The 25,881-nt window shown below is 71.5% G+C and carries 22 protein-coding genes; 18 read left to right on the plus strand and 4 right to left on the minus strand.

The genetic code is table 11. The annotated features are described in order from the left end of the window. Positions 1 to 191 precede the first annotated feature (191 nt). The 14 genes from ftsZ (at position 192) to BMW78_RS18460 (ending at position 18,073) form a co-directional block, all read left to right on the plus strand. Positions 192 to 1,508 carry a cell division protein FtsZ gene (gene ftsZ / locus BMW78_RS18395; protein ID WP_091762716.1) on the plus strand — a complete coding sequence of 439 codons (1,317 nt, stop codon included), beginning with the start codon at positions 192 to 194 and terminating at the stop codon, positions 1,506 to 1,508. Positions 1,509 to 1,620: 112 nt separating this feature from the next. Continuing rightward, positions 1,621 to 2,346 carry a peptidoglycan editing factor PgeF gene (pgeF, locus tag BMW78_RS18400; protein WP_091762718.1) on the plus strand — a complete coding sequence of 242 codons (726 nt, stop codon included), beginning with the start codon at positions 1,621 to 1,623 and terminating at the stop codon, positions 2,344 to 2,346. Continuing rightward, complete coding sequence (locus BMW78_RS18405) at positions 2,343 to 3,044, plus strand: YggS family pyridoxal phosphate-dependent enzyme (protein WP_091762721.1); 702 nt, start codon at positions 2,343 to 2,345, stop codon at positions 3,042 to 3,044. The genes pgeF and BMW78_RS18405 overlap by 4 nt, the downstream gene beginning before the upstream one ends. Positions 3,045 to 3,129: 85 nt before the next feature. After that, on the plus strand, positions 3,130 to 3,615 hold the full coding sequence (locus BMW78_RS18410) for a cell division protein SepF (protein WP_091762723.1): 486 nt from the start codon (positions 3,130 to 3,132) through the stop codon (positions 3,613 to 3,615). 54 nt (positions 3,616 to 3,669) lie between these two features. Next, the gene (locus BMW78_RS18415) at positions 3,670 to 3,957 is read left to right on the plus strand and encodes a YggT family protein (protein ID WP_091762725.1); all 288 of its coding nucleotides are present in this window, start codon (positions 3,670 to 3,672) and stop codon (positions 3,955 to 3,957) included. Between the two features lie 94 nt (positions 3,958 to 4,051). Beyond that, positions 4,052 to 5,158, plus strand: coding sequence for a DivIVA domain-containing protein (locus BMW78_RS18420; protein ID WP_091762727.1), 1,107 nt, complete (start codon positions 4,052 to 4,054; stop codon positions 5,156 to 5,158). 191 nt (positions 5,159 to 5,349) lie between these two features. Next, a complete protein-coding gene (locus BMW78_RS18425) occupies positions 5,350 to 6,501 on the plus strand; it encodes a TraR/DksA family transcriptional regulator (protein ID WP_091762729.1) in 1,152 nt (383 codons plus the stop codon). Next, on the plus strand, positions 6,474 to 7,109 hold the full coding sequence (gene lspA, locus BMW78_RS18430) for a signal peptidase II (RefSeq protein ID WP_091762731.1): 636 nt from the start codon (positions 6,474 to 6,476) through the stop codon (positions 7,107 to 7,109). The genes BMW78_RS18425 and lspA overlap by 28 nt, the downstream gene beginning before the upstream one ends. Beyond that, entirely contained in the window at positions 7,102 to 8,025 is a 924-nt protein-coding gene (locus BMW78_RS18435) for an RluA family pseudouridine synthase (RefSeq protein WP_091762733.1), read from the plus strand. Before lspA ends, BMW78_RS18435 begins: the two co-directional genes overlap by 8 nt. Before the next feature lie 165 nt (positions 8,026 to 8,190). Next, on the plus strand, positions 8,191 to 8,751 hold the full coding sequence (locus BMW78_RS18440) for a SigE family RNA polymerase sigma factor (protein ID WP_177180467.1): 561 nt from the start codon (positions 8,191 to 8,193) through the stop codon (positions 8,749 to 8,751). Beyond that, a complete protein-coding gene (locus tag BMW78_RS18445) occupies positions 8,748 to 9,809 on the plus strand; it encodes a TolB family protein (protein ID WP_091762737.1) in 1,062 nt (353 codons plus the stop codon). The genes BMW78_RS18440 and BMW78_RS18445 overlap by 4 nt, the downstream gene beginning before the upstream one ends. Before the next feature lie 160 nt (positions 9,810 to 9,969). Continuing rightward, positions 9,970 to 13,530, plus strand: a complete 3,561-nt coding sequence (gene dnaE / locus BMW78_RS18450) for a DNA polymerase III subunit alpha (RefSeq protein ID WP_091762739.1) — start codon at positions 9,970 to 9,972, stop codon at positions 13,528 to 13,530. A gap of 97 nt (positions 13,531 to 13,627) precedes the next feature. After that, positions 13,628 to 15,754 carry a S9 family peptidase gene (locus BMW78_RS18455; RefSeq protein WP_091762741.1) on the plus strand — a complete coding sequence of 709 codons (2,127 nt, stop codon included), beginning with the start codon at positions 13,628 to 13,630 and terminating at the stop codon, positions 15,752 to 15,754. 165 nt (positions 15,755 to 15,919) lie between these two features. After that, the gene (locus tag BMW78_RS18460) at positions 15,920 to 18,073 is read left to right on the plus strand and encodes a SpoIIE family protein phosphatase (protein ID WP_143056334.1); all 2,154 of its coding nucleotides are present in this window, start codon (positions 15,920 to 15,922) and stop codon (positions 18,071 to 18,073) included. A gap of 103 nt (positions 18,074 to 18,176) precedes the next feature. Here BMW78_RS18460 and BMW78_RS18465 read toward each other — a convergent pair whose 3' ends face one another. Further along, complete coding sequence (locus BMW78_RS18465; RefSeq protein ID WP_245735974.1) at positions 18,177 to 18,551, minus strand: hypothetical protein; 375 nt, start codon at positions 18,549 to 18,551, stop codon at positions 18,177 to 18,179. Between the two features lie 220 nt (positions 18,552 to 18,771). On the opposite strand from BMW78_RS18465, the gene BMW78_RS21275 reads away from it, so the two are divergent. Further along, positions 18,772 to 19,242 (plus strand): nuclear transport factor 2 family protein, encoded by a 471-nt coding sequence (locus BMW78_RS21275; RefSeq protein ID WP_245735976.1) that lies wholly within the window; start codon positions 18,772 to 18,774, stop codon positions 19,240 to 19,242. Positions 19,243 to 19,310: 68 nt separating this feature from the next. Here the strand turns inward: BMW78_RS21275 and hpf are convergent, their stop codons facing one another. Beyond that, positions 19,311 to 20,105 carry a ribosome hibernation-promoting factor, HPF/YfiA family gene (gene hpf / locus BMW78_RS18475; protein ID WP_091762748.1) on the minus strand — a complete coding sequence of 265 codons (795 nt, stop codon included), beginning with the start codon at positions 20,103 to 20,105 and terminating at the stop codon, positions 19,311 to 19,313. 227 nt (positions 20,106 to 20,332) lie between these two features. Here hpf and BMW78_RS18480 point away from each other — a divergent pair, with 227 nt between their 5' ends. Beyond that, positions 20,333 to 21,178, plus strand: coding sequence for a phosphotransferase family protein (locus BMW78_RS18480; protein ID WP_245735978.1), 846 nt, complete (start codon positions 20,333 to 20,335; stop codon positions 21,176 to 21,178). A gap of 103 nt (positions 21,179 to 21,281) precedes the next feature. After that, complete coding sequence (locus tag BMW78_RS18485; RefSeq protein WP_091762750.1) at positions 21,282 to 22,418, plus strand: PP2C family protein-serine/threonine phosphatase; 1,137 nt, start codon at positions 21,282 to 21,284, stop codon at positions 22,416 to 22,418. Positions 22,419 to 22,469: 51 nt separating this feature from the next. On the opposite strand, the gene BMW78_RS18490 is transcribed toward BMW78_RS18485, so the two are convergent. Beyond that, positions 22,470 to 24,830, minus strand: a complete 2,361-nt coding sequence (locus BMW78_RS18490) for a SpoIIE family protein phosphatase (protein WP_143056335.1) — start codon at positions 24,828 to 24,830, stop codon at positions 22,470 to 22,472. Positions 24,831 to 24,906: 76 nt separating this feature from the next. Between BMW78_RS18490 and BMW78_RS18495 the strand changes: the two genes are divergently transcribed. Beyond that, positions 24,907 to 25,311, plus strand: coding sequence for a ChaB family protein (locus BMW78_RS18495; protein ID WP_091762754.1), 405 nt, complete (start codon positions 24,907 to 24,909; stop codon positions 25,309 to 25,311). Between the two features lie 99 nt (positions 25,312 to 25,410). On the opposite strand, the gene BMW78_RS18500 is transcribed toward BMW78_RS18495, so the two are convergent. Then, complete coding sequence (locus BMW78_RS18500; RefSeq protein WP_091762756.1) at positions 25,411 to 25,767, minus strand: VOC family protein; 357 nt, start codon at positions 25,765 to 25,767, stop codon at positions 25,411 to 25,413. Positions 25,768 to 25,881: the final 114 nt, after the last annotated feature.

Raw genomic sequence — 25,881 nt, forward strand, 5'->3', positions numbered from 1 at the left:
GACACGCGGGGGCGGCGGTTGATTGCGCCCACCTACCCGCATAGCGTCTGCGACGGCAGGGTTGACATAATTCTAACCCTCTAGTGGACACTGAGGCTTTTGACTTGGACTCGGGTAACCGCGACGGGGCTGCAAGTGTGAACGTGCCGGCTCGAACCACCCAGAAACGCTTTCAGGAGAGGCCCACCGACGTGGCAGCACCACAGAACTACTTGGCCGTCATCAAGGTCGTCGGCATCGGCGGTGGTGGCGTCAACGCCATCAACCGGATGATCGAGGTTGGCCTCAAGGGCGTCGAGTTCATCGCCATCAACACCGACGCGCAGGCGCTCCTCATGAGTGACGCCGACGTCAAGCTCGACGTCGGCCGTGAGCTCACCCGCGGCCTCGGCGCCGGGGCCGACCCGGAGGTCGGCAAGAAGGCTGCCGAGGACCACGCGGAGGAGATCGAGGAGGTCCTCAAGGGGGCCGACATGGTCTTCGTCACCGCCGGCGAGGGTGGTGGGACCGGCACCGGTGGTGCGCCGGTCGTCGCCAAGATCGCCCGGGGCCTCGGCGCCCTCACCATCGGTGTGGTCACCCGGCCGTTCACCTTCGAGGGCCGCCGCCGGGCCAACCAGGCCGAGTCCGGCATCCTCAACCTCCGCGAGGAGGTCGACACGCTCATCGTCATCCCGAACGACCGGCTGCTGTCGATCAGCGACCGGGCCGTGTCGATGCTCGACGCCTTCCGCAGCGCCGACCAGGTGCTGCTCTCGGGTGTCCAGGGCATCACCGATCTCATCACCACCCCCGGCCTGATCAACCTCGACTTCGCCGACGTCAAGTCCGTCATGCAGGGCGCCGGCTCGGCCCTCATGGGCATCGGCTCCTCGCGGGGCGACGACCGCGCGGTGCAGGCGGCCGAGCTGGCGATCTCCTCGCCGCTGCTCGAGGCCAGCATCGACGGCGCCCACGGCGTCCTGCTGTCGATCCAGGGCGGCAGCGACCTCGGCCTCTTCGAGATCAACGAGGCGGCCCGGCTCGTCCAGGAGGCCGCGCACCCCGAGGCCAACATCATCTTCGGTGCCGTCATCGACGACGCCCTCGGCGACGAGGTGCGCGTGACCGTCATCGCCGCCGGTTTCGACGGTGGCGCGCCGATCAAGCGCAGCGACGAGCGCGCGATCGGTCAGATCCAGGGCTCGACGCAGCGTCAGCAGCCGCCGGCCCAGCAGCAGGCGCCGCAGGCAGCCCAGCGCCCGCAGCAGCAGGTGCCGATGTTCCCGCCGGCGCAGCAGAGCCCGCAGCAGCCCCGCCCGGTGGCCCCGCAGCCGACCGCGCAGCAGGCTCCCCAGCACGACAACGGCCAGCAGCCGGCACCGCAGCACAGCAACGGCCAGGGTGCCCCGGCGCCTGCCGGCCAGCCGGCGCAGCACCACCAGCAGCAGGAGCCCGCCGCCCGTCCGCCGCGCACCGTCACCTTCGACGACGCCGACGACCTCGACGTGCCGGACTTCCTGAAGTAGCACCGCCTCGAGCAGGACCGCGGTGCCACGTCTGCGCCGCACACCACAGCCGAAGGGCCGCCCGGAGCACCGGGCGGCCCTTCGCCGTCACCGGTGGCATACGGTGTCGCCTGTGTTCTTCTGGCGCGAGCGGTCCGGACGTCTGGAGTGGGCCTTCACCGACCGGCAGGGCGGCACGAGCGGGGCGCCCTACGACGCCCTCAACCTCGGTGGTCACGTCGGCGACGACCCTGCCGCGGTCACCGGCAACCGCGAGGCGCTCGCCGCGTCGCTGGGCCGGGCACCCCAGGAGCTGCTCTTCCTCGACCAGTGCCACGGCACCGAGGTCGTCGTGGCCGACGGTCCGTGGCCCGACGGGCAGGCCCCGACGGCCGACGGCGTCGTCACCACCACCCCCGGCCTGGCCGTCGCCGTGCTGGTCGCCGACTGCACCCCGGTTCTGCTGGCCGACCCCGAGGCCGGCGTCGTGGGTGCCGTGCACGCCGGCCGACCCGGCATGACGAGTGGGATCATCGACCGCGCCGTGCTGGTGATGCGCGAGGCCGGCGCCCGCACGATCCGCGCGGCGGTGGGGCCATCGGTCTGCGGCCGCTGCTACGAGGTGCCCGCCGACATGCGTGACGCCGCGGCTGCGGTGTCACCGGAGTCCTGCGCGGTCTCCTGGGCGGGCACGCCCGCCATCGACGTCGCGGCCGGAGTGGTGGCACAGCTGCGTGCGAACGACGTTGCGGTGCAGTGGGTCCCGGGCTGCACGCGTGAGTCCGACGAGCTCTACTCGTACCGCCGGGACGGCCGCACCGGCCGGTTCGCCGGCGTGGTGCAGCTGGTGTCCTCATGAGCCGCCGCGACGAGCTGGCGGCCGGCCTGGCCGCCGTCCGGGCGCGGGTCGAGCAGGCCTGCGCCGCCTCCGGGCGCCGCCCCGACGAGCTCGAGCTCATCGCCGTGACGAAGTTCTTCCCCGCCTCCGACGCCGACCTGCTCGCCGAGCTCGGCGTCCGGCACATCGGGGAGAACCGCCACCAGGAGGCGGCGGAGAAGGTCGCGGCGCTGCGGCACCGTGACCAGCTCACCGTCCACTTCATCGGCCAGCTCCAGACCAACAAGGCCGCCGCGGTGGCGATGTATGCCGACGTCGTCCAGTCCGTCGACCGGCTGCGCCTCGTCGACGCCCTCCAGAGGGGTGCCCACCGGGCCGGGCGACGGCTCGGGGTGCTGGTGCAGGTCTCCCTCGACGAGGCCGACCACGAGGGCCGGGCGGGGGCCGCTCCCGAGGAGGTGCCCCTCCTGGCCGACGCCGTCGCCCAGGCGCCCGACCTCGAGCTGCTGGGCGTCATGGCGGTCGCACCCCTCGGGGCCGACCCGGCACCTGCCTTCGCCCGCCTGCGGGAGGTGGCCCGCGGCATACAGGAGGACCACCCCGACGCGACCTGGGTGTCGGCCGGCATGAGCGCCGACCTCGAGGCCGCCATCGCCCACGGGGCGACACACCTGCGTGTCGGCAGCGCAATCCTCGGATCTCGTCCGTCACTTCGGTAACTTCAGCCGCGAACCGCAACCGTGCGGCGTCACCGCACGCTGACCCGGACAACAGACCCGCACGACAGACCAAAAGGGAGCTCTCATGGCAGGGGCGCTGCGCAAGACGATGGTGTACCTCGGGCTCGCTGAGGACGACGAGCGCTACGAGGGCTACGACGACTACGACTACGACGAGCCGCAGCGCGATGCGCACCGCGAGCCGCAGCAGCAGGAGCGCTCGGCCGCCGTCATGCCCCTGCCGCAGCGCACGCCGGTCGCGGCCGTGGTGCGCGATGTCGAGGTGGGTGGCCTGAACCGGATCACCACGATCCACCCGCGGACCTACAACGAGGCGAAGAACATCGGCGAGAGCTTCCGCGACGGCACGCCGGTGATCATGAACCTGTCCGACATGGACGACTCCGACGCCAAGCGCCTGGTCGACTTCGCGGCCGGCCTGGTCTTCGGCCTGCACGGCTCCATCGAGCGGGTGACCTCCAAGGTGTTCCTGCTCTCGCCGGCGCACGTCGAGGTCTCGGCCGAGGAGAGCGCGGCCGCCCCGGCGCGCGGCCTGTTCAACCAGAGCTGAGCCGCTCCTGACCCGCTCGGTCGCCGCACGACCTGACATGGCACGCTGACCGCCATGAGACTCGGCGTCGTCGGCAGCATCCTCGACTTCCTGCTGTACATCTTCTTCATCCTGCTCATCGGACGACTGGTCCTGGACTGGGTGCAGGTGTTCGCACGGGAGTGGCGCCCGCGCGGCGTCGTGCTGGTGATCGCCGAGGCCGTCTACACGGTGACCGACCCGCCACTGAAGGCGATCCGCAAGGTGGTGCCGCCGCTGAGCCTGGGCTCGGTGCGGATCGACCTGGCCTTCCTCATCCTGATGCTCGGCGTCTCCATCCTCATGGGTGTCATCCAGAGCTGAGCGGGCATCCAATAGGGTGAAGGCTGCCCCAGTCTCTGGGATGCTTGCGACTGCACTGCTCTTGACTGCACATGACTGCTAACGAGGTGGCTAGATGGCGCTCACGCCCGAGGATGTCCTCAACAAGAACTTCACGCCGACCCAGTTCCGTCGGGGGTACGACGAACGCGAGGTCGACGACTTCCTGGACGAGGTCGTGGCCGAGATGCGTCGTCTCATCAAGGAGAGCGACGAGCTCCGCGAGCAGCTGAACGAGTGCCGTGAGAGCAAGGGCATGGCGCCCGTCGCCAAGCCCGACGCCCAGGCCGAGGCCCGCAAGGCCGCGGCCGCCAAGGAGGCCCAGGCCGCCGAGGAGAAGGTCACCGCCCAGTCGCAGGAGCGCATCGCCACCATGCAGGCCCGTGCGGAGGAGGCCGACAAGGCGGCGCGTGAGCGCATCGCCGAGGCGACCCGTCGCGCGGAGGAGGCCGAGAAGGCCGCGCAGGAGCGGATCCGCGCCGCCGCAGAGCAGCAGTCGGCCGCCGAGCAGCAGGCGCAGCAGGCCGCCCAGCAGGCGCAGCAGGCGGCGCAGCAGCACGCCGCCCAGCAGCAGTCCGCTCAGCAGCAGGCCGCTCAGCAGCAGGCCCAGCAGGCCCAGCAGCAGGCCGCCCAGCCGGTGCCCGCCCGGGCCGAGGGTGGCTCCGAGATGGCCGCGGCTGCCGGTGGGGGCGCCAGCGCCGCGAGCCTCATCGCGCTGGCCCAGCGCCTGCACGACGAGCACGTCGGTGAGGGCGAGACCACCCGTGACCGCCTCATCTCCGAGGGCCAGGCGCGCCACGACGACCTGGTCCAGACCGGTCAGGCCCGTCACGACGAGCTGATCCAGACCGGCCAGGCCCGTCACGACGAGCTGATCCAGACGGGGCAGACGCGCCACGACGAGCTGATCAAGGACGCCACCACGCGTCACGAGCAGATGATCACCGAGGCTCGCGAGCGCTCGACCGGCATGGTGCACGAGGCCCAGCAGAAGAAGAACCAGATCCTCGAGCAGCTCAACCGCGAGCGCGGCCTGCTGGAGAAGAAGATCGACGAGCTCCGGGGCTTCGAGCGCGACTACCGCGCCCGCCTGAAGTCCTACATCGAGGGCCAGCTCGAGCAGCTCGACCACACCGGGGTCGACCTCGAGCCCGAGGGCGAGCAGGCCCAGCAGCAGGGCTGAGCACCCTCACCGCACGCAGTCGCCAGAGGGCGCCGACCCGCACGGATGTGCGTGGCCGGCGCCTTCGGCGTTTCCTGAGTGGCGGCTGCGAGTCTGCGTTTTGCCGTTGAGTACCGCCGGTCCAGGACTTATCCTCGCCGCACCTGACCGCGCCCGTGGGGACGGGCGCACCGCGACCCAAGGGGCCTGCCATGGCTGCACGGACGGCGACCGCCGCCACGAGAAGTGGTTCGAGCGCGTCGAAGAAGGGTTCACCGGCCAAGGCTGAGACGAAGTCCGCCTCCGCCGTCACCAAGGCCGCCTCGGCCGTGAAGAAGGCGGCCTCCGGTGTGAGGAAGGCCGCCTCGGGCGTGACGTCGAGACCGGCGAAGAAGGCACCACCGGCGAAGAAGGCGGCACCGGCGAAGAAGAGCGCACCGGCAACGACGGCCAAGAAGGTCGCGACGTCGAAGACGGCCGCACCCACGAAGAAGGCGCCCACGAAGGCGGCACCCGCCAAGGCGGCGTCGGCCACGAAGGCGGCACCCACGAAGGCGGCACCCACGAAGGCGGCGTCGGCCACGAAGGCGGCACCGGCGAAGAAGGCAGCAGCACCCGCCAAGAAGAGCGCACCCGCGAAGAAGGCGGTGGCCACGAAGGCCGCAGCGGCCACGACCCCGGCGAGGAAGGCCACCACGACCGGCAAAGCCGGTACCAAGGCCCCTACCGGGGCCACGGGCCGGGCCAGTAGGAATACCGCAACCAAGGCCGCAGCAAGCCAGGCTTCTCCGGGAAGGACAGCCGCACCCATGAAGAACACCACGCCCGCGAAGAAGGCCGCCTCGAGCACGGCAACACCGGTCACGAAGACCGCGACGAAGGCAGCGGTGAAGAAGACCACCGCCGCGAAGAAGACCACCCAGAAGGCAGGCGCGACCTCCGGTGGTCGCACCAGGCAGCCGGCGACGCCGCAGTCGCTGCGGGTCCGTGAGGACGAGACGCCGTGGACCGCCGAGGAGCTGGCCGAGGTGCGCGCCTCCATCGAGGCCGACGTGGCCCACCTGCGCGAGGAGATCCAGGTCGCCGAGGCCGATCTTGTGGGCCTGATGCGTGACGGTGGCGACGGCGCGGGCGACGACCAGGCCGACGCGGGAGCCATGACGTTCGAGAGGGAGCACGAGATCTCGGTGGCCAACAACGCCCGAGAGATGCTCATCCAGAACCTGCACGCCCTCGAACGGCTCGACGACGGCACGTACGGGATCTGCGAGTCCTGCGGCAACCCGATCGGCAAACTTCGCCTTCAGGCCGCTCCTCGTGCGACCCTATGCATGCCATGCAAGACGAAGCAGGAGCGCCGCTGATCGCTGCGCACGACGAGACCATCCCGCCCGAGCAGAAAACCGCGCAGCGCAGCCGGCTCTTCGCCGTCCTCGGCACCACCGCCGCCCTGGTGCTGGTGCTCGACCAGCTGACCAAGCTGTGGGCTCTGCGCGCCCTGACGCCGGGCGAGCCCATCGACGTGGTGGGGACGCTGATCCGGCTGAACCTCATCCGCAACCCCGGTGCAGCCTTCTCGATCGGCACCGGTGCCACGTGGGTGCTGACGCTGATCGCGTGCGGCGTGCTCGTGTTCATCCTGGTCACCGCGCGACGCCTGGGCAGTGTGACCTGGGCGTGGGCGCTCGGGCTCCTGCTCGGGGGCTCGGTGGGCAACCTCTCCGACCGGCTGTTCCGCGAGCCGGGCCCGGGCCGGGGCCACGTGGTGGACTTCATCGACTACTTCGGCTGGTTCATCGGCAACGTCGCCGACGTCGCCATCGTGGGCGCGGCCTGCGTCATCGCCGTGCTGGCGACGGTCGGGATCGGCGTCGACGGCAAGCGCGCCGAGCACGGCCGGCACGAGGCCGGTCATGAGAAGCGCCGACACGAGCCCGGGCAGAGCGAGCAGGCGGGGGGCCACCATGAGTGACACGCGCACCCTGTTCGTGCCCGACGGCCTCGAGGGCGAGCGCGTCGACGCTGCCCTCGCCCGCCTCTTCGGCGTCTCCCGGACCCGGGCGGCCGACCTGGCCAAGGCCGGCGACGTCCAGCTGAACCACCAGCCGGCCGGCAAGTCCGACCGGGTGACCGCCGGTGACCTCCTCGAGGTGACCCTGCCCACGGTCGACGCCAGCCCGACCCTGAAGGTCATCGCCGAGCCGGTGCCGGGGATGTCGATCATCCACGACGACGACGACATCGTGGTCGTCGACAAGCCGGTTGGGGTCGCTGCCCACGCGAGCGTCGGCTGGACCGGCCCGACCGTGGTCGGTGGCCTCGCCGCAGCCGGCTACCGGATCGCCACCTCGGGCGCCAGCGAGCGGCAGGGCATCGTCTCCCGCCTCGACGTGGGCACCAGCGGCCTCATGGTGGTCGCCAAGAGCGAGTACGCCTACAGCCGCCTCAAGCAGGCCTTCCGCTCCCGCACGGTCGACAAGACCTACCACGCGCTCGTGCAGGGGCTGCCCGACCCGGTCGTGGGCACCATCGACGCGCCCATCGGACGGCACCCGAGCTATGACTACAAGTTCGCGGTGATGGAGTCGGGCAAGCCGAGCGTGACGCACTACGAGGTGCTGGAGGCCTTCCGGGCGGCGTCCCTGGTCGACATCCACCTCGAGACCGGCCGCACGCACCAGATCCGCGTGCACTTCGCCGCGCTGCACCACCCGTGCGCGGGCGACCTGACCTACGGCGCCGACCCGAAGCTGGCTGCCCGGCTCGGCCTGGAGCGGCAGTGGCTGCACGCGGTGGGCCTCGGCTTCGAGCACCCGGGCACGGGGGAGTACGTCAGCTTCACCAGCCCCTACCCGGAGGACCTCCAGAGGGCGCTCGACCGCCTCTGACCACACCGTGAGGTGAGGTATGCCGCGGGGCCGACCCCGCGGAATACCTCACCTCCTCCACGTGCCGGACCCCACGTGGTTCCAGCGGTGGGACCATCAGCCATGGCGGTGCGGCCACCACGGCGCAGGCGGGGTGAGGGTGGTGTCAACCCCACCGGGTCGCTCGTGCGATCTGAGGGCATGGGGTCGTCGCCGCCACTGGGACCGCCGCCCGTCGGTGTGGAGCCGACGGGCGCCGTCACGGTGGGCGAGCGCTCGTTCGACGACTTCTACCGCCGGGAGCTCGCCGGGCTCGTGGCGCTGGCCCGCGCCCTGTGCCCGCCGGGCATCGCCGAGGACATCGCGCAGGAGGCGATGCTGGTGGTCTACCGGCGGTGGCCGGAGGTCCGGGACCTCGAACACCCGGAGGCGTACGTGCGACGGGTCTGCGCCAACCTGGCCGTCTCGCAGTTCCGCCGCCGGCTGGCCGAGGCTCGAGCCTTCAGCAGGAGCAGGGTGCCCGACCCTGGTCCCGAACACGGCGAGCACGCCGACTTCTGGCGCCTCGTGCGCTCCCTGCCTCGGCGGCAGGCCCAGGCGGTCGCGCTCCACTACCTCTACGACCTCTCCGTCGCGGACGTCGCCCGCACGCTGCAGGTGTCGGAGGGGTCGGTCAAGGTGCACCTGAGCCGGGCCCGGCAGTCGCTGGCGCGCCAGCTCGGCGTCGACGTGGGGGAGGATCCATGAGACTCGACGAGCTGGCCCGCGCTGCGGCGGAGGACCTGAGGGAGTCGGCCGACAGGGACCTCGATCCCGCCGTGTCACTGGGCCGCCTGCGGCGCACGAGGAGGCGCCGGAAGGCCGCCTGGCTGACCGCTGTCGCCGCCGTGGTGGTCGCCACCGCCGTGGCCGCCTCCGACGCCCTGGGCGGTCGCCGGGCCGTTCTGCCCCTCGTCCCCGCCGAGCCGACCAGGACCGCGGCCTCGGCCCGGACCACCGCCCCGCCCCGGCCGGACGAGGCGTTCGTGGTCCGCAGCGGGACGGGCCTCCTGAGCTGGTCGTCGCGGGGGCTCGAGACGCTGCACGGCATCGAGGCGGAGGTGCGCTCGTTCGCCTTCTCGCCGGACGGCAGCCGCGTCGCCTACGGCACACCGACGTCGATCGTGGTCGCGGACCCCGACACGGGACGGTCGGAGCGGCTCGCCGCCTGTCGAACGGACGCCTGTCCCGTGACCTGGACGCCGGACGGCCTGGAGGTGCTGACCAGCTCACCGGGGTTGCTCCGCCGCATCGAGGTGAGCACGGGGGTCGAGCGGACGGTGGCGCTGCCGGCCGGCTGGGACCCCCTCAGCCTGGACGTGAGCAGGGAAGGCCTGGTCCTGATGGTGGTGGGCGGTCCGGACACCGGCCGCCTGGCGACCGTCCCCCTGTCGGGTGGGATGCCGGCCGTGGTGCACACGTTGCCGCGCGCGACGTTCGGCTTCGACGCCCGGTGGTCACCGGACGGCCGCCGCGTGGCGTGGATGTCCAAGGCGGAGCCGGACCTGCCGAGCGTGTCGGTCTCCGACCTGGTCGTCAACGTGGTGGACGCGGACGGCGGACACGCCCGCCGCCTCGCCGTCGTCGGTCGCTGCGCCTGCCTGGGGCACACACCGGGCCTCGACTGGTCGCCCCGGGGGCGCCTCGCCGTGATGAGCAGCGACACGCGGACCCAGACCGCCTTCGAGGTGGGCCCGGCCGGGAAGCTGACCCGGATCGGCGGCGGCTCGGGACCGGTCGCCTGGCGGCCCGCGACTCCCGGCTGAGCGGTCAGGATGAGCGGTCAGGCTGAGCGGTCAGGTGTGCGCCCGCCGCCAGCCGCCGACCCCGTGGGCCGGCCCCGCGGCATACCCAAACCGGGGGCTCCTGCGACACGTCCGGCGACACGCCGAAGGGTGTCGGTGCGGCGGCTTATGATCGTCGACGATGTCAGCACAGCCCGCCTCGCCCTCGTCCAAGGACAGCTTCGTCCACCTGCACGTCCACACCGAGTACTCGATGCTCGACGGGGCGGCGAGGATCGACGACCTGTTCAGGACGGCCGCCGAGATGGGCATGCCGGCGGTCGCGACGACCGACCACGGCTACGTCTTCGGCGCCTACGAGTTCTGGTCCAAGGCCCGCAAGTACGACGTCAAGCCGATCATCGGCGTCGAGGCCTACCTGACGCCGGGCACGCACCGCACCGACAAGACGCGGGTGAAGTACGGCGACGGCGGCCGCGACGACGTCTCCGGCTCCGGTGCCTACACCCACATGACGCTGCTGGCGAAGAACAACAACGGCATGCACAACCTGTTCCGCATGTCGTCCCTGGCCAGCCTCGAGGGCTACTACTTCAAGCCCCGCATGGACAAGGAGCTGCTCCAGACCTACGGCCAGGGCCTCATCGCCACCACCGGGTGCCCCTCGGGGGAGATCCAGACCCGGCTGCGCCTCGGCCAGTGGAAGGAGGCGCTGCAGGCCGCCTCGGACTTCCGCGACATCTTCGGTGCCGAGAACTTCTTCTGCGAGCTGATGGACCACGGCCTCGGCATCGAGCGCCAGGTGCAGAAGGACCTGCTGCGCCTGGCCCGCGAGCTGAGCATCCCGCTGGTCGCCACCAACGACCTGCACTACACCAAGCCCGAGGACTCCACCGCCCACGCGGCGCTGCTGTGCGTCCAGTCCGGCTCGACGCTGATGGACCCCAACCGGTTCAAGTTCGACGCCGACAGCTTCTACCTCAAGAGCCCGGCCGAGATGCGCCACCTGTGGCGCGAGCTGCCCGAGGCGTGCGACAACACGCTGCGCATCGCCGAGATGTGCGAGGTCTCCTTCACCGAGGGAGAGGGCCGCTACATGCCGCGCTTCCCCTGCCCGCCGGGGGAGAACGAGGAGTCGTGGTTCGTCAAGGAGGTCGAGACCGGCCTGCGTGAGCGGTTCCCCGAGGGGGTGCCCGACTACGCCCGCAAGCAGGCGGAGTTCGAGATCAACGTCATCGTCTCCAAGGGGTATGCCGGCTACTTCCTCGTCGTCGCCGACTTCATCAAGTGGGCGAAGAGCAACGGCATCCGGGTCGGTCCGGGCCGTGGCTCCGGTGCGGGCTCGATGTGCGCCTACGCCATGAAGATCACCGACCTCGACCCGGTGCCGCACGGCCTGATCTTCGAGCGGTTCCTCAACCCCGAGCGGAAGTCGATGCCCGACTTCGACGTCGACTTCGACGAGCGCCGGCGTGGTGAGGTCATCAAGTACGTGACGGAGAAGTACGGCGAGGAGCGCGTCGCCCAGATCGTCACCTATGGCACCATCAAGGCCAAGCAGGCCGTCAAGGACGCCTCGCGCGTCATGGGCCACCCCTTTGCCATGGGCGAGAAGCTCACCAAGGCGATGCCGCCGGACGTCATGGGCAAGGGTGTGCCCCTGTCGGGCATCTACGACCCGAGCCACCCCCGGTATGCCGAGGGCGGTGAGTTCCGCGCGCTCGTCGAGTCCGAGCCGCACGCCAAAGAGGTCGTCGAGACCGCCAAGGGCCTCGAGGGCCTGAAGCGGCAGTGGGGCGTGCACGCCGCCGGCGTCATCATGTCGAGCGAGCCGCTGATCGACGTCATCCCGATCATGCGCCGCGAGCAGGACGGCCAGATCATCACGCAGTTCGACTACCCGAGCTGCGAGACGCTCGGCCTGGTCAAGATGGACTTCCTCGGCCTGCGGAACCTGACCATCCTCGACGACGCCATCGAGAACATCCGGATGAACCGCGGCGAGGACATCGACCTCGACGCGCTGTCCAAGGACATGACCGACAAGGCCACCTACGAGCTGCTCGGCCGGGGCGACACCCTCGGCGTCTTCCAGCTCGACGGTGGCGGCATGCGCTCGCTGCTGCGCCTGATGCAGCCGGACAACTTCGAGGACATCTCCGCGGCGCTCGCGCTCTACCGCCCCGGCCCGATGGGCGCCAACGCGCACACCAACTTCGCCCTTCGCAAGAACGGCAAGCAGGAACTCGACTACATCCACCCCGACCTCACGAAGGCGCTCGAGCCGATCCTCGGCATGACCTACGGCCTGATCATCTACCAGGAACAGGTCATGGAGATCGCCCAGAAGCTCGCGGGCTACACGCTCGGCAACGCGGACCTGCTCCGCCGTGCGATGGGCAAGAAGAAGAAGGAGGTCCTCGACGCCGAGTTCGCCAACTTCGAGCAGGGCATGCTCGACAACGGCTACTCCAAGGAGTCGATCCAGACCCTCTGGAGCATCCTCCTGCCGTTCTCCGACTACGCGTTCAACAAGGCGCACACCGCCGCCTACGGACTCGTGTCGTACTGGACCGGCTACCTCAAGGCGAACTACCCGGCCGAGTACATGGCCGCCCTGCTCACCAGCGTCCGAGACGACAAGGACAAGTCGGCGCTCTACCTCGGCGAGTGCCGGCGCATGGGCATCAAGGTGCTGCCGCCCGACGTCAACGAGTCGGTCGCGAACTTCGCCGCGGTCGGCACCGACATCCGTTTCGGCCTCGAGGCCATCCGCAACGTCGGCCGCAACGTCGTCGACGCCATCGTGGCCGCCCGCGAGGAGAAGGGGCGCTTCACCTCCTTCAAGGACTTCCTGTCCAAGAGCCCGGCGGTGGTCTGCAACAAGCGCACCATCGAGTCGCTCATCAAGGGCGGCGCGTTCGACGGCATGCAGGAGAGCCGGCAGGGCCTGGTCCGCGTCCACGAGGACTACATCGACCACTTCATCGACATCAAGCGCCAGGAGGCCATCGGGCAGGACTCGCTCTTCGGCGGCTTCGGCGACGACGAGGGGGGCATCGGCTTCGACGACTCGGTGCTGCCGCCCATCCCGACCGCCGAGTGGGACAAGCAGACCCTGCTCGGCTTCGAGCGCGAGATGCTCGGCCTCTACGTCTCCGACCACCCGCTGTTCGGCATCGAGCACGTGCTCTCCTCGCACGCCGACACCTCCATCGCGTCGCTGACGGGCGAGGACGGCAAGCCGGAGGGATCGACGGTGCAGATCGCCGGCCTCATCACCGGCCTGCAGGTCAAGCGCACCAAGAAGGGCGACCTCTGGGCGATCGTCACCGTCGAGGACCTCGAGGGCGCGATCGAGTGCCTGTTCTTCCCGTCGGCCTACATGACCGTCTCGACGATGCTGGGCCACGACAAGGTGGTCGCGGTCAAGGGCCGGGTCAACCGTCGCGACGACTCGGTGTCGATCTACGCGCAGGACCTGACCCTCCCCGACATCACCGACGGCCCGCGGGGACCGGTCGTGGTGACGATGGAGACCACCCGGGCCACCGCCGGCAAGATCGAGCAGCTGAAGAGCGTGCTGAGCTCGCACCCCGGCTCCACCGAGGTGCACGTGCGGCTCAGCCAGGCCGGCCGCTCGGTGCTGATGAAGCTCGACGACAGCTACCGCGTCAACGCCACCGAGGCCCTCTTCGGCGACCTGAAGGTCATCCTCGGGTCGCGCTGCCTGTCCGGCTGACCTTCGCCAGCACGGTATGCCGCGGCGTGCCCAGCGGCGCGTCACGCCAACGGCGGGCGTCGCCGGCCCGTCGGGCCCCGCGGCATACAGTGCTCCCATGCCGACCCCGCCCTCCGCGCCCCGCCGCGAGCACGTCCGCGAGCACCACGGTGACCGCGTCGTCGACCACTACGAGTGGCTGCGCGACAAGTCCGACCCGCAGGTCGTCGCGCACCTCGAGGCGGAGAACGCCTACGCGGAGGCGGTGACCGCCCACCTCGAGCCGCTGCGCCAGGCGATCTTCGAGGAGATCCGGTCGCGCACCAAGGAGACCGACCTCACCGTGCCCGTGCGCAGCGGCGACTGGTGGTACTACGGGCGCACCTTCGAGGGTGCCCAGTACGCCGCGCACTGCCGCGCGCCGGTGGGTGAGCACCCGAGCCGTCCCGAGCCGGAGGCGGGCAGCGCGGTGGCGGGGGAGCAGGTCCTGCTCGACGGCAACGTCGAGGCGGAGGGACACGAGTTCTTCTCGCTCGGCGCCCTCACCGTCAGCGCCGACCACCACTGGCTCGCGTATGCCGTGGACACCGAGGGCGACGAACGTTTCGCCCTGCGCATCAAGGACCTGTCCGACGACACCGTGGTCGACGAGGCCGTCACCGAGATCGGCTACGGCTGCGCCTTCTCGCTCGACGCCCGGCACGTCTTCTACACCCGCGTCGACGAGGCCTGGCGCCCGCACCAGGTGTGGCGCCACGAGGTCGGCACGCCCGCGGAGCAGGACGTGCTGGTCTACGAGGAGGCCGACCCGCGCTTCTGGATGGGCGTCGGCACCTCGCGCGACGACCGCTGGCTCATGATCGGCATCGGCTCGAAGACGACCTCCGAGGTGCGGCTGCTCGACGCCGCGGACGCGACGGGCGAGTTCCGGGTGGTGGCCCCGCGGCGCGAGGGCGTCGAGTACGAGGTGGAGCCGGCCCGCGACCGGCTGCTCGTCGTGCACAACGCCGACAACCCCGACTCCGACCTCGCGTGGGCGCCGCTGGACTGCACCAGCCACGAGCAGTGGCGGCCGTTGCTGAAGGCCGAGAAGGGCGAGCGGTTCCAGGGCATCGACGCCTTCGACGACTTCGCCGTGCTCTCGCTGCGCCGCGACGGGCTCACCGCGCTGCGGGTGCTGCCGCGCGAGGAGGCCTCCGACACGGGCTTCGGCGCCGGTCACGAGCTGCCGTTCGACCAGCCGGTCTACCAGGTCGGCCTGGGCGACAACCCCGAGAGCGCGACGCCGAGCATCCAGCTGGTGTTCGAGTCGATGGTGACCCCGCGGACCGTCTCCGACTACGACGTGGCCAGCCGGAGCCTGACCGTGCTCAAGCAGCAGGAGGTGCTCGGCGGCTACGACCCCGACGCCTTCGAGCAGCGCCGAGAGTGGGTCACCGCGCAGGACGGGACGCAGGTGCCGGTGTCGCTGGTCTACCCGCGCGGCACCCAGCCGGACGGCACGCACCCGGGTCTGCTCACGGCATACGGCTCCTATGAGGCGTCCTCGGACCCCTACTTCTCCGTCGCCCGGCTGTCCCTGCTGCAGCGGGGGTTCGTCTACGCGATCGCCCACGTGCGCGGCGGTGGGGAGATGGGCCGCGCGTGGTACGACGAGGGCAAGCTGATGACGAAGAAGAACACCTTCACCGACTTCGTCGACTGCGCCGCCCACCTCGTCGACTCCGGGTGGGTGGCCCCGGACCGGCTGGCGGCCGAGGGAGGCTCTGCCGGCGGCCTGCTCATCGGCGCCGCCGTCAACCTGGCGCCCGAGCGCTTCCGGGCGGTGCACGCGTCGGTGCCGTTCGTCGACGCCCTCACCACGATCCTCGACCCGAGCCTGCCGCTGACCGTGGTGGAGTGGGAGGAGTGGGGCAACCCGCTCGAGGACCCCGAGGTCTACGCCTACATGAAGGAGTACACGCCGTACGAGAACGTGCGGCCGGTGGAGTACCCCGCCATCCTCGCCACGACGAGCCTCAACGACACGCGGGTGTTCTTCACCGAGCCCGCGAAGTGGGTGGCGCGGCTGCGGTCCACGGTCACCAACGACCCGGCCACGCGGCCGATCCTGCTGCGCACCGAGATGGTGGCGGGCCACGGCGGCAAGAGCGGGCGCTACGACGCCTGGCGGCAGGTCGCCTGGGAGTGGGCCTTCCTCGTCGACCAGGTCGCGCCGCAGGCGGCCCGCGCCGCGGCCTCCTGACCGTCACGCCCACCGGGGGTCCGTGACGTCCGGCGCAGGACACGGAGGTGACAGATCCGGCGCAACTGGCGGATGCGGCTGATCTGACCAATACCGCCCGCAGCGTGACGAAGCGGGTCTACGCTCGTCGGTGGTCATCATGGCCGGAGGGTGGGCTTCTCGGTGGTGGAACAGCGTCCTGGAGCGAGTGCGGCCGAGCTGCTGCGCGCACGTGACTGGTCCACGACCTCCCTCGGTGCCAGAGCTGCCTGGCCGGCCGCGGTCGAGCACGTCGTAGCGACCGTCCTCGAGTCGCCCCTTCCGCTGTGCTACCAGCACGGACCAGCGCTCGAGATGGTCTACAACGACGCGTTCGCCGAGCTCCTCGGCTCCAAGCACCCCGCCGTCTTCGGACGCCCGACCCGCGAGGCCGTGGCCGAGGTGTGGGACCTGCCCAACGTGGGCGCGGCGTTCCGACGGGTGCTCGAGACGGGGGAGCCGTTCCTCGAGAACGGTGTGCGGCTGTCGCTGCGGCGCGGGCGGCCTGCGCCGCTGCGGCTCGACGACGGCTACTACACCCGGGCGGCGTCGCCGGTGCGCGACGACAGCGGCGCGGTGGTGGGCGTGCTGCACATGGTGCTCGAGACCACCGAGGGCGTCGAACGGGTGCAGGAGCTGGCCAGCCTGGCGGGGTCGCTCGCCGTCGCGGCCACGGTGGACGACGTGTGCAAGGCGGCGCTGCACCACATCGCGCTGACGCTGCCGGCCGTCGAGGTGGTGGTGTGCCTGCCCGACGAGCTGGCACCCGGGGCGCCCACGGGAGAGCTGCGCGCCACCCGGCACCGAGCCGACGAGCGGGTCTCCCCGCTCGAGGAGCGGCTGCCGTTGATCTGGACGCCGCTGCGCGGCCCGGAGCGCGAGGTCGTGCAGGAGGCGCTCAGCGAGGGTGGACTCGCCCAGCACGACGACCTGGCCGTGATCCCGCTGCCCACCGACGGGCACACCGGCGCCGTCGTCCTGCGGCTGGAGCAGCACCCGCTGCCCGCCGACGCGCACACCCTGCTGGCGTCCGCGGCTGCCCTGGTGGGACAGGCGCTCGCCCGGGCGCACCTGTTCGACCGGGAGCGCAGCACCGCGGAGCTGCTCCAGCGGGCGCTCCTGCCCCAGGGGCTCCCGCAGTCGGGGTCCTTCGCGCTGGCCGGGCGCTACGAGCCGGTGGCCACCGGAGCCGTCGCGGGGGGCGACTTCTACGACGCGTTCACGATCTCGGACGGTCGCCTGGTGCTCGTGATCGGTGACGTGATGGGGCGTGGCGTGGCCGCGGCGACGGTGATGGGCCAGATCCGGGCTGCGACGCGTGGCGCCGCCATCTCCGACCCCGAGCCCGAGTCGGTGCTCTCGGCCCTCGACGAGCTGGTCCTCGGGCTGGACGACCTGTGGCCCGACGCCGTCCGCACGGGAGGGGCGCAACGGCAGGGGGGCGGTTTCGGCGGAGAGCTGTTCGTCACCATGCTCTACGGCCTGCTCGACACGCACACCGGCGAGGTGACTCTCGCCAGCGCCGGTCACTGCCCGCCGGTGCTGATGCCGTCCCGTCGCACCCAGCCGGGTGACGCGGCCGACGACCACTCCGACGACCCCGACCGCCCCGACCGAGCCCACATCGTCGACCTCGTGAGCGGTCCGCCGCTCGGGCTGGGCGGTGTGCGACCCGTGCAGACCGTCAAGCTCGACGTGGGGGAGGTGCTGCTGGCGTTCACCGACGGCCTGCTCGAGCGACGGTCGGGAACACTGGCCGAGGGGGAGGAGCGGCTGCTGGACCTGCTGGACTCGGTGCCGACCGACAGCCCGCGCGGCGTGTGCCAGCGCGTGGTGGAGGGCATGGCCGCGTCCGGTGGCTTCGAGGACGACTGCGCGCTCCTGGCCCTCGGCCGCAGCTCCCTGGAGCACCGTCGCGCCAGCCTCGTCGTGCCTCCGCTGCCGGATGCGGTGCGGCCGGCGCGAGACTGGGCCCGCGCCCAGATGGCCGCCTGGGGCGTCGACGAGGAGGCCCAGTTCGCCGTCGTGACCGGCCTCTCGGAGCTCGTGACGAACGTCGTGCTGCACGCGAGCACCGACGCGCACGTCAGCCTCGAGCTCGACGGCCTCCGGCTCACCTGCAGCGTCAGCGACACGGGAAGCCGCGGGCTGCCGACGAGCTCGTCGCAGGGTGCCACGGCGACCCGGGGCCGGGGGCTGCAGCTGGTGAGCAGCCTCAGCAGTGCCTTCGGCGCGCATCGCAGCACGACGGGGTCGACGGTGTGGTTCGAGGTCGACGTGGCGCCGCCGGGCGCCGGGTGAGCTCAGGGGCGCCGGGCGCCGGGTGAGCTCAGGGGCGCCGGGCGCCGGGTGAGCTCAGGGGCGCCGGGCGCCGGGTGAGCTCAGGCGCTTGGCAGCGGGTAGGTCAGAAGTCGCTGGCCTCGCGGATGTGGAGCTCGGCGATCGTGGCCTTGGCCGTCTCGAGGTCTGCGAAGAGCCCGGACGTGCCGTGGTAGGTCGCGGTGAAGCCGACGACGTAGTCGCCGGAGATGCGCCCCACGACCTGCCCCGAGGCGTCGGAGAGGACGTACAGCCCGGCGCGCTGGCGGGTGATGAGAAGCCCGTCCGCGTCGGCGCCCTCCAGACCCTCGAGACGCTCCGGCAGCGTCATCCGGCTCGTCGTGGGTACGTGCCGCAGCTCGTCGGCTGGTGGCAGCTCCTCGGCGTGGCCGTCGTGGGCGGCATCGCGCGGTGCGCGTCGCGACGTGATCCGTGAAACCCGTTGGCTGATCGCCCGCATCGTGACCCCCTGCTCGACCCCGCCGGCGGTCCCCGCCGCCTGCGTATGCTGCGATTCAAGAAAGAGTAAAGGGAAAGTAAAGAAAGCGGAAGTCCGCCGTTCGGTGGGTGTGGCGTCGGAGGATGCGCGGGCGCCCTCGTCCGGGCACTCTGGGTGGTGGAGAGCCGGAGTGCGCACAGCCGGTGCCCACCACCGCCGGACACGCTCGAGGAGGCCACAGGTGAACGCTCGACCCCCCGTGCCGCCGTTCAGCCGCGAGGACGCCCTCACCAAGGTGCGCGCCGCCGAGGACGCGTGGAACACCCGTGACCCCGAGCGGGTGTCGCTGGCCTACTCACCGGACAGCCGCTGGCGCAACCGCTCGACCTTCCTCCGGGGCCGGGAGGAGATCGTCGCCTTCCTGCGACAGAAGTGGGAGCGTGAGCTCGACTACCGGCTCATCAAGGAGATGTGGGCGTGGGGCGAGAGCCGCATCGCGGTGCGGTTCGCCTACGAGTCCCGCGGCACCGACGGGCTCTGGTACCGCTCCTACGGCAACGAGAACTGGGAGTTCGACCAGCAGGGCCTCATGGTGGCCCGTCACGCCAGCATCAACGACCTGGCCATCGAGGAGCAGGACCGCCTGTTCCACTGGCCCGCCCCGGGGCGGCGCCCCGACGACCACCCCGGCCTCAGCGACCTGGGCCTCTGACGGCCTCCGGCCCACGGGCGGCGCGGACCCCGGGCCGGCTCTGCCCCACGGGCAGCGGCCGGTACCGGTCAGCTCTCGGCAGCGGTGATCAGCCCGTAGTGACCGTCGTACCTCAGGTAGAGGACGCGTCCGCGCCCGCTGTCGGGGTCGAGGTAGAACAGGAAGCCCTCGCCGGACAGGTTGAGCCGGGCGATCGCGTCGGCCTCCGACAGCGACGGTGCCGCGCTGGAGGCGCTCACGAGGGTCTCGTGCTCGGCGTAGGGCACGACGTCGCCCTGGAGGGCGAACCGGCCGTCACCATTGCGGTAGACCACGGCGTCCTTGCCGGACCGCAGGTCGGTGAACAGGTAGAAGTCGTGACCGAGCAGGTCCATGTCGAAGGCCGCCTCGTCGGGCGTCAGCTCCTGGAGGGCGAAGGACTTGCGGCGCACCACCTCGCGCTGCTCGGGTGGCCGAGGGAAGGTGGCGGTCCGTTGGGTCGGCAGGTCGCCGTGACGCCACTCGTGGGTGCTGGCCTCACCGATCCAGCGGTGCCGGCTCCGCTGGCGGTCGCCGTGCTGCACCAGGTTGCGCTCGAGCTTCTCCTCGAGGAGGTCGACGGCGGCGAACATGTCGTCAGCGACCGCGTGGGCGCGCACCGGTGTGCCGTTGACGTCGAAGGAAGCCTCGGCGCGAGCGCTGCGCTCCACCGCAGGGTCGGGTGACATGGTCAGCACCACCCGGGCCGCCAGGATCGGCTCGTGGGCCAGCCGCACGACGTGCTCGACCTTGCTGCGGGCATGGTCTGCGGCCCCGGCCGGGACCTCTCCCCGCTGGGTGACCTCGACGGGAGCCGGCGCCGCGGGCGCCCTACGCGACGCCATGACTGCCTCGGCTGAAAAGGACGGCGGTGTGGGACACGGCGCTCACCTCCAGGGAGCTCGATGGTGCTCAGCGTTCGACGGTGTCCAGCGGCTCGGCCCTCGCGGGCCAGCGCTGTCATCCGGCGTCTCCACGCTAGGCAGGCGGAGCGGTGCGGGCCCGGGCCGATGGTCCCGGCTTGGCCGGAGCCGGAGCCGGAGTCGGAGTCGTGGCGGGTAGGGTCCGGCACGTGCTGGAACCACGAGGGGTCTCGGACGAGCAGGCGACCGTGCTGCGCCAGTGGGCTCCGGACCTGCAGGTCCTGGCGGACTGGAGCTGGGGGCTGACCGACACGGTCGTGCTCCACGCTCGGACCGGCGCTCGCGAGGTCGTGGTGAAGGCGGCCGGGCCGGGGAACCACCACATCGGCCGGGAGATCGCCGCCCACCGCCAGTGGGTCGCCGCCCTCTCCGGTCGGGGCCGGGCGCCGCGGCTGCTCTGGACCGACCAGGCGGCCAACCTGCTCGTCACCGAGCACCTCGACGGCGAGCTGGTGCTCGGGACCCGGGCCGAGGGTGACCCGTCGACCTACGCGCAGGCCGGTGAGCTCCTGGCAGTGCTGCACGCCCAGGCGTCGCACATCGACGAGGACTACGAGCGCCAGCAGAACGCCAGGACCCTCCAGTGGCTCGACGGTCCGCACCGCATCGACGGCGCGACGGAGGTGGAGCTGCGTGCTCATGTGGCCGACTTCCCTTGTCAGGCAACGGTTCTCGTGCCGACCCACGGCGACTGGCAGCCCCGCAACTGGCTGCGGCACGGCGACGACGTGCGGGTGATCGACTTCGGCCGGGCTGACTGGCGTCCCGCGCACACCTACTTTGCCCGGCTGGCCGCCCAGCAGTTCCGGGGGCGCCCGGACCTCGAGGCGGCGTTCGTCCACGGCTACGGGGAGGACCCCCGAGAGCCGGGCGCCTGGCGCCGCAGCCTGCTGCGCGAAGCGGTGGGTACGGCGTGCTGGGCGCACCAGGTCGGCGATGTCGCCTTCGAGGCTAGGGGACACGAGATGGTGGCAGATGTCCTTCGGCTGACGTGACTTTGCGCGAGGATGCAGGTGTGACGCCGGTTCCTCGTGCGCGGTCGTTCGGGCACCCCACGACGGTCCTCGGCGTGCGCCTCAGCTGGGCCGGTGACGTGCCGTGAGCAGCCGGGACCGCGGCCGTTGGCTGGGTGCCGTCCTCGCGGCGGTCTGGCTGGCGGGCGTGCTCCTGGTCGACGTGGTGACCACCTCGGACTTGCTGGTGCTCGCGGTGCTGTACGCCATCTCGCCGCTCATCGCCTGCTCGGTGCTGCCCACCGTGCCGACGGCCGGCTACGCCGTCGGCGCCGTCGTACTGGCGGTCGGCTCCAACGTCTGGGGCGGTCAGTGGGGAACCCCCCAGATGTGGGTCCGCGTCATCGACGTCGCCCTGGTGAGCGTGGCCGCGGTGGCGGTGGCCGCGGTGCGGGTGCGGCGCGAGAGGCGGCTCGCCCGGGTGGAGCGCATCGCGGAGGTGGCCCAGCGGACCATCCTGCCGGTGATCCCGCCCCGGGTCGGGTCGGTGACGACCGGAGCACGCTACCTCTCGGCCTCCGAGGACACTCTCGTCGGCGGCGACCTGTTCGACTGGTTCCACGCCGACCAGCGGATCTGCTTCCTCGTGGGCGACGTCCGGGGCAAGGGGCTGGGAGCGGTGGAGCAGGCAGCGCGGGTCATCCGGGCCTTTCGGCAGTCCGCGGCCGCCGGCGGCGACCTCGCCGCCATCGCCGCGCAGATGAGCAGGTACCTCATGCCCTTCTTCGACGAGGAGGAGTTCGCCACCGCTGCGCTCGTGCAGCTCACCGACCAGGGCCACGTCACCCTCGTCGACTGTGGGCACCCGCCACCGCTGCTCGTGCCGCGCGACGGTGAGCCGACCTTCATCGAGGCCCCGGTCGGTCTCCCGCTCGGGCTCGGCACCGACTACGAGCCGGCCACGCGACCGTGGTCGCTGGGTGACCGGGTGCTCCTCTACACCGACGGGCTGAGCGAGGCCCGTGACGGCGACGACGAGTTCCTGCCGCTGCTGCCGTTGGCGGAGCTGCTGCGCTCGGCCGATATCGAGGACGCCCTCGACGAGCTGCTGGACGAGGTGCGCCGGCACGTCCCGGCAGCCCGTTTCGCCGACGACCTGGCGGTCCTCCTGCTGGAGAACGCCGGAGCCGAGGAGTGGTCGCCGGTGGCCGCCGGCGACAGCCTGGCGGCCAGCAGCTCCCCGATGCGCGCCGCCCAGCACGACCTGACCACCGGAAGCTGACACCCGGCCGATGACACCCGGCTCCTGACACCAAGGACCGACGGCTGCGCCTCAGGCCAGCACCACCACCGGAGCCGAGCCGGGAACCGTGGCCCCGTCGCCGGTCACGCGCACGCACACCGCGGCGAGGAGGCAGGCGTCGTCGGACCGGGAGGCACCGGTCAGGAGAGCGGCCTCCACGGCCTGGCAGACGGCTTCGGCGCTCGACCCGCGGTGTCCGGAGAAGGCGCGGGCCAGGGCGTCGAGCCCGTCGTCGATGGGGCGGGTCCGGTCCTCGACGAGCCCGTCGCTGTACAGGAGCACCGCGCACTCCGTGTCGAGGCGTACCCGGCCGGTGGTGAACGTGGCGTCGGGGTCGACGCCGAGCATCAGGCCGGCGGGTTCGAAGAGGTATGCCGCGCCCTCCTTCGTCGCGACGAGGGCCGGTGGGTGCCCCGCGTTGGCGAACGACAGCTCGCCGCTGGCGCGGTCGAGCACGGCGTAGAAGACGGTGGCGAGGGCATCGGGATGGAGCTTGGCCAGGGCCGTGTTGGTGCGCCGGAGGACGGAGGCCGGGTCGGCCTCCTCCACGGCATACGCCCGCAGGGTGTTCCTGATCTGGTTCATCGCCGAGGCCGAGCCGAGGTCGTGGCCGACGACGTCCCCGATCACCAGCGCGAACAGCGTCCCGCCGAGCGGGAAGGCGTCGTACCAGTCACCCCCGACCCCCACACCTTCCGTGGCGGGGAGGTAGCGCACGGCCAGGTCGAGCCCGGGCGCGGCCGGCAGGGAGTCGGGAAGCACGGACCGCTGCAGGGTCTCCGCGACACCGTGCTCGCGGGCGAACGCCCGCGCGTTGGTGAGCCCGACGGCGAGACGGCGCCCGAGCTCCTCCACCACGGGGACGTCGGACTCGGCGAAGGCGACGCGCCCCACGCTGCGGCCCACGACCAGCACCCCCAGGCGCTGCGTTCCGACGCTCAGCGGAGCGGTGAGCAGGCTGGCGCCCTGCAGGCTCTGTGCCGCTGCCCGTGCGGCTGGGGTGAGGTGGGGGAGGGTGGCCACCAGGTGCGGTCCGAGGTCGCGGACGAGCCGGCTCTGGCCGTGGTCTCTCGCGACCCGCAGCGACGGCGCGTCGTCCCAGTCGAGTGCACCGTGGAGGACGTCCAGCAGCACCTGCGCATCGGGTTCGTCGAGCCGTTCGCCGACGGCGAGCTGGAGGGCGCCCTCGCGGTCCGGGGTGAAGACCACCGCGAAGTCCGCGAGGGTCGGCACCATCAGGCGGGTGGCGTGCTGCAGGAGGTCGTCGCTGTCGCGAGCGGCTGCGACCAGCGCGCCGGCCCGGAGCAGGAACTGGAGCCGGTCGTCCGCCCGCTCGGCCTCGGAGCGGGCCTCCAGGGCGCTCGCGATGAGGGAGGCTCGCTCCTCCTCGGCCCGCTTGCGGTCGCTGAGGTCGACCACGAAGGTGACCCAGGCCAGCGGCTCGAGGCCGGTGACGGCGGCACCGATCAGCACGGGCACCCGACGGCCCTGCGCGTCGAGCAACTCCTTCTCGAACGGCCGGCAGGACCCGTTGGCCCGCATCTGCGCGATGGCCGCGTCATCCATCGGGGCCCACTCCGGCGGGGTCATGGTGCGCCAGTCGACCCGGCCCGCGGTCAGGTCCGACCGGTCGTATCCGACCATGCTGAGGAACGCCTCGTTGGCCTCGATGATCCGCCGTTCGTCGGCGAACACGAACCCCAGGACGTTGGTGTCGCGCAGGCGGCGGAGGAAGCGGTCCCACTCGCGCAACGCCCCTGCGGCGCGGCGCTGCTCGGTCATGTCGGTGAACATCGTGTAGACGCGCTGCGGCACACCGCGCTCGTCGAACGCGTCGGGGACGGCGGTGACCAGCAGCCAGCGGCGCTCACCGGTCCGACCGTGGGCCACACCCATGACGACGTCGGGCACCACCTCGCCGGTGCGCAGCGCCTCCATCGCGGGGTGCTCGGAGCCGGGGAAGGGCGAGCCATCCTGGTGCGTGGCGGCCCACGAGGGGTCGTCGGAGCGCAGACCGACCAGTGCCTCCGAGGGCGCACCCAGGATCTCGGCGGCAGCTGGATTGACCGCGATGATCGTGCCCGTGGTGTCCTGGTAGACCACCCCGTGGAGCATCGTCTCGAAGAGCCTGCGGTATCGCTCTTCGGCTGCCTCTGCACGTCTGGCGTCGCCATGCAGGGCTTCCGGCCCGGGGACGGCTGGAGTCGGCACCGTCTGCCCTCCCGTCCAGCGGCGGTCCGTTGCCCGACCGTAACACCGGGCCCGAAGCCGGGCCGCGCGATTGGGAATTCGTGAGCCATCTGACCGAAATGTGAGGTTCCTCGCTGGCCAGCGCGTGGTGCTGCGCTCGACGGCGGTGGAGGTGCGGACCGGCGGGAGACGCGTGAGCATGGCGGTGGCACCGCTTGTCGGTCGACGCGCGGTGCGCACCACGACAGAACCTCAGCACCGAACGAGGAGGACCGCCATGCCGGCCAAGGAGGAGCTGCCTTCGACCCTGCGTCGCTCGTCACGCAAGGCTCAGGAGACCTGGTCCAAGACGCATGACTCGGCCGTCGAGGAGTACGGCGAGGGGGAGCGGGCGCACCGCACCGCCTTCGCCTCCCTCAAGCACAGCTTCGAGAAGGTGGGAGACCACTGGGAGGAGAAGGGCGAGAAGGGTCCCTCGGACCACCAGGCGGCCAAGGGTGGCGCCAGCGCGCGCAGCGGTGGGAAGACCGCGGGTGGCGTCGACGCCAACGCCTCCAAGTCGCACCTCTACGACATCGCCAAGCGTCTCGGGGTGCAGGGACGTTCGAGGATGAGCAAGGACGAGCTCGTCGAGGCGATCCAGAAGGCCAACGACCGCCAGACCCGTCGGAGCCGTTCCTGACCTGAGCGTGCACCGGATGCCGCCGTCAGGCGGCCGCCGACCATGGAAGGGGAGGTATGCCGCGGGCCCCGGCCACGCGGCATACCTCTCGTCTGCCGCTCAGTCGACGCAGAGGCAGAACGGGTGTCCCGCTGGGTCGAGGAAGACCCGGAACGAGGTGCCCGGCTGGTGCTCGTGGCGGGTGGCTCTGAGAGCGCGCACCTCGGCCTCGGCCCGGTCGAGGTCCTCGACCATCACGTCGAGGTGCATCTGCTGGGGCAGCTCCTGGCCCGGCCAGCGGGGCGGCGAGTAGTCCGCCACCTGCTGGAAGCAGATGCACTGGCCGTAGTCGGCGCGGACCTCCGCCCAGCCGTCGGAGGTCTTGACCTCCCAGTCGAGCAGTGCGCCGTAGAAGGACGCGAGAGCCTTGGCGTCGGGACAGTCGATGACGATGCTGGGGAAGCGGGCGATGGCCATGGCGGCACCGTAGGACGGGAACCGGACGGTTCGTGTCCACAACCGCACGGATTCGGGGTGCTGGGCAAGTCTTTGCCGAATGTTTGCCCGGCCCCTCGGTTGGCGTCGGCCGTC

This window comes from Pedococcus cremeus, assembly GCF_900111375.1.
In the GTDB taxonomy this organism is placed as follows: domain Bacteria; phylum Actinomycetota; class Actinomycetes; order Actinomycetales; family Dermatophilaceae; genus Pedococcus_A; species Pedococcus_A cremeus.

Excerpts from the sequence above, each read along its gene's own strand:
- BMW78_RS18490 (WP_143056335.1), bottom strand. The coding sequence starts at position 24,830 with ATGCTCACGCGTCTCCCGCCGGTCCGCACCTCCACCGCCGTCGAGCGC.
- dnaE (WP_091762739.1), top strand. The coding sequence starts at position 9,970 with ATGTCAGCACAGCCCGCCTCGCCCTCGTCCAAGGACAGCTTCGTCCAC.
- BMW78_RS18455 (WP_091762741.1), top strand. The coding sequence starts at position 13,628 with ATGCCGACCCCGCCCTCCGCGCCCCGCCGCGAGCACGTCCGCGAGCAC.
- BMW78_RS18425 (WP_091762729.1), top strand. The coding sequence starts at position 5,350 with ATGGCTGCACGGACGGCGACCGCCGCCACGAGAAGTGGTTCGAGCGCG.
- BMW78_RS18445 (WP_091762737.1), top strand. The coding sequence starts at position 8,748 with ATGAGACTCGACGAGCTGGCCCGCGCTGCGGCGGAGGACCTGAGGGAG.
- BMW78_RS18420 (WP_091762727.1), top strand. The coding sequence starts at position 4,052 with ATGGCGCTCACGCCCGAGGATGTCCTCAACAAGAACTTCACGCCGACC.
- BMW78_RS18435 (WP_091762733.1), top strand. The coding sequence starts at position 7,102 with ATGAGTGACACGCGCACCCTGTTCGTGCCCGACGGCCTCGAGGGCGAG.
- lspA (WP_091762731.1), top strand. The coding sequence starts at position 6,474 with ATGCAAGACGAAGCAGGAGCGCCGCTGATCGCTGCGCACGACGAGACC.
- hpf (WP_091762748.1), bottom strand. The coding sequence starts at position 20,105 with ATGGCGTCGCGTAGGGCGCCCGCGGCGCCGGCTCCCGTCGAGGTCACC.
- BMW78_RS18410 (WP_091762723.1), top strand. The coding sequence starts at position 3,130 with ATGGCAGGGGCGCTGCGCAAGACGATGGTGTACCTCGGGCTCGCTGAG.
- BMW78_RS18465 (WP_245735974.1), bottom strand. The coding sequence starts at position 18,551 with ATGCGGGCGATCAGCCAACGGGTTTCACGGATCACGTCGCGACGCGCA.
- BMW78_RS18500 (WP_091762756.1), bottom strand. The coding sequence starts at position 25,767 with ATGGCCATCGCCCGCTTCCCCAGCATCGTCATCGACTGTCCCGACGCC.
- BMW78_RS18415 (WP_091762725.1), top strand. The coding sequence starts at position 3,670 with ATGAGACTCGGCGTCGTCGGCAGCATCCTCGACTTCCTGCTGTACATC.
- BMW78_RS18495 (WP_091762754.1), top strand. The coding sequence starts at position 24,907 with ATGCCGGCCAAGGAGGAGCTGCCTTCGACCCTGCGTCGCTCGTCACGC.
- BMW78_RS18405 (WP_091762721.1), top strand. The coding sequence starts at position 2,343 with ATGAGCCGCCGCGACGAGCTGGCGGCCGGCCTGGCCGCCGTCCGGGCG.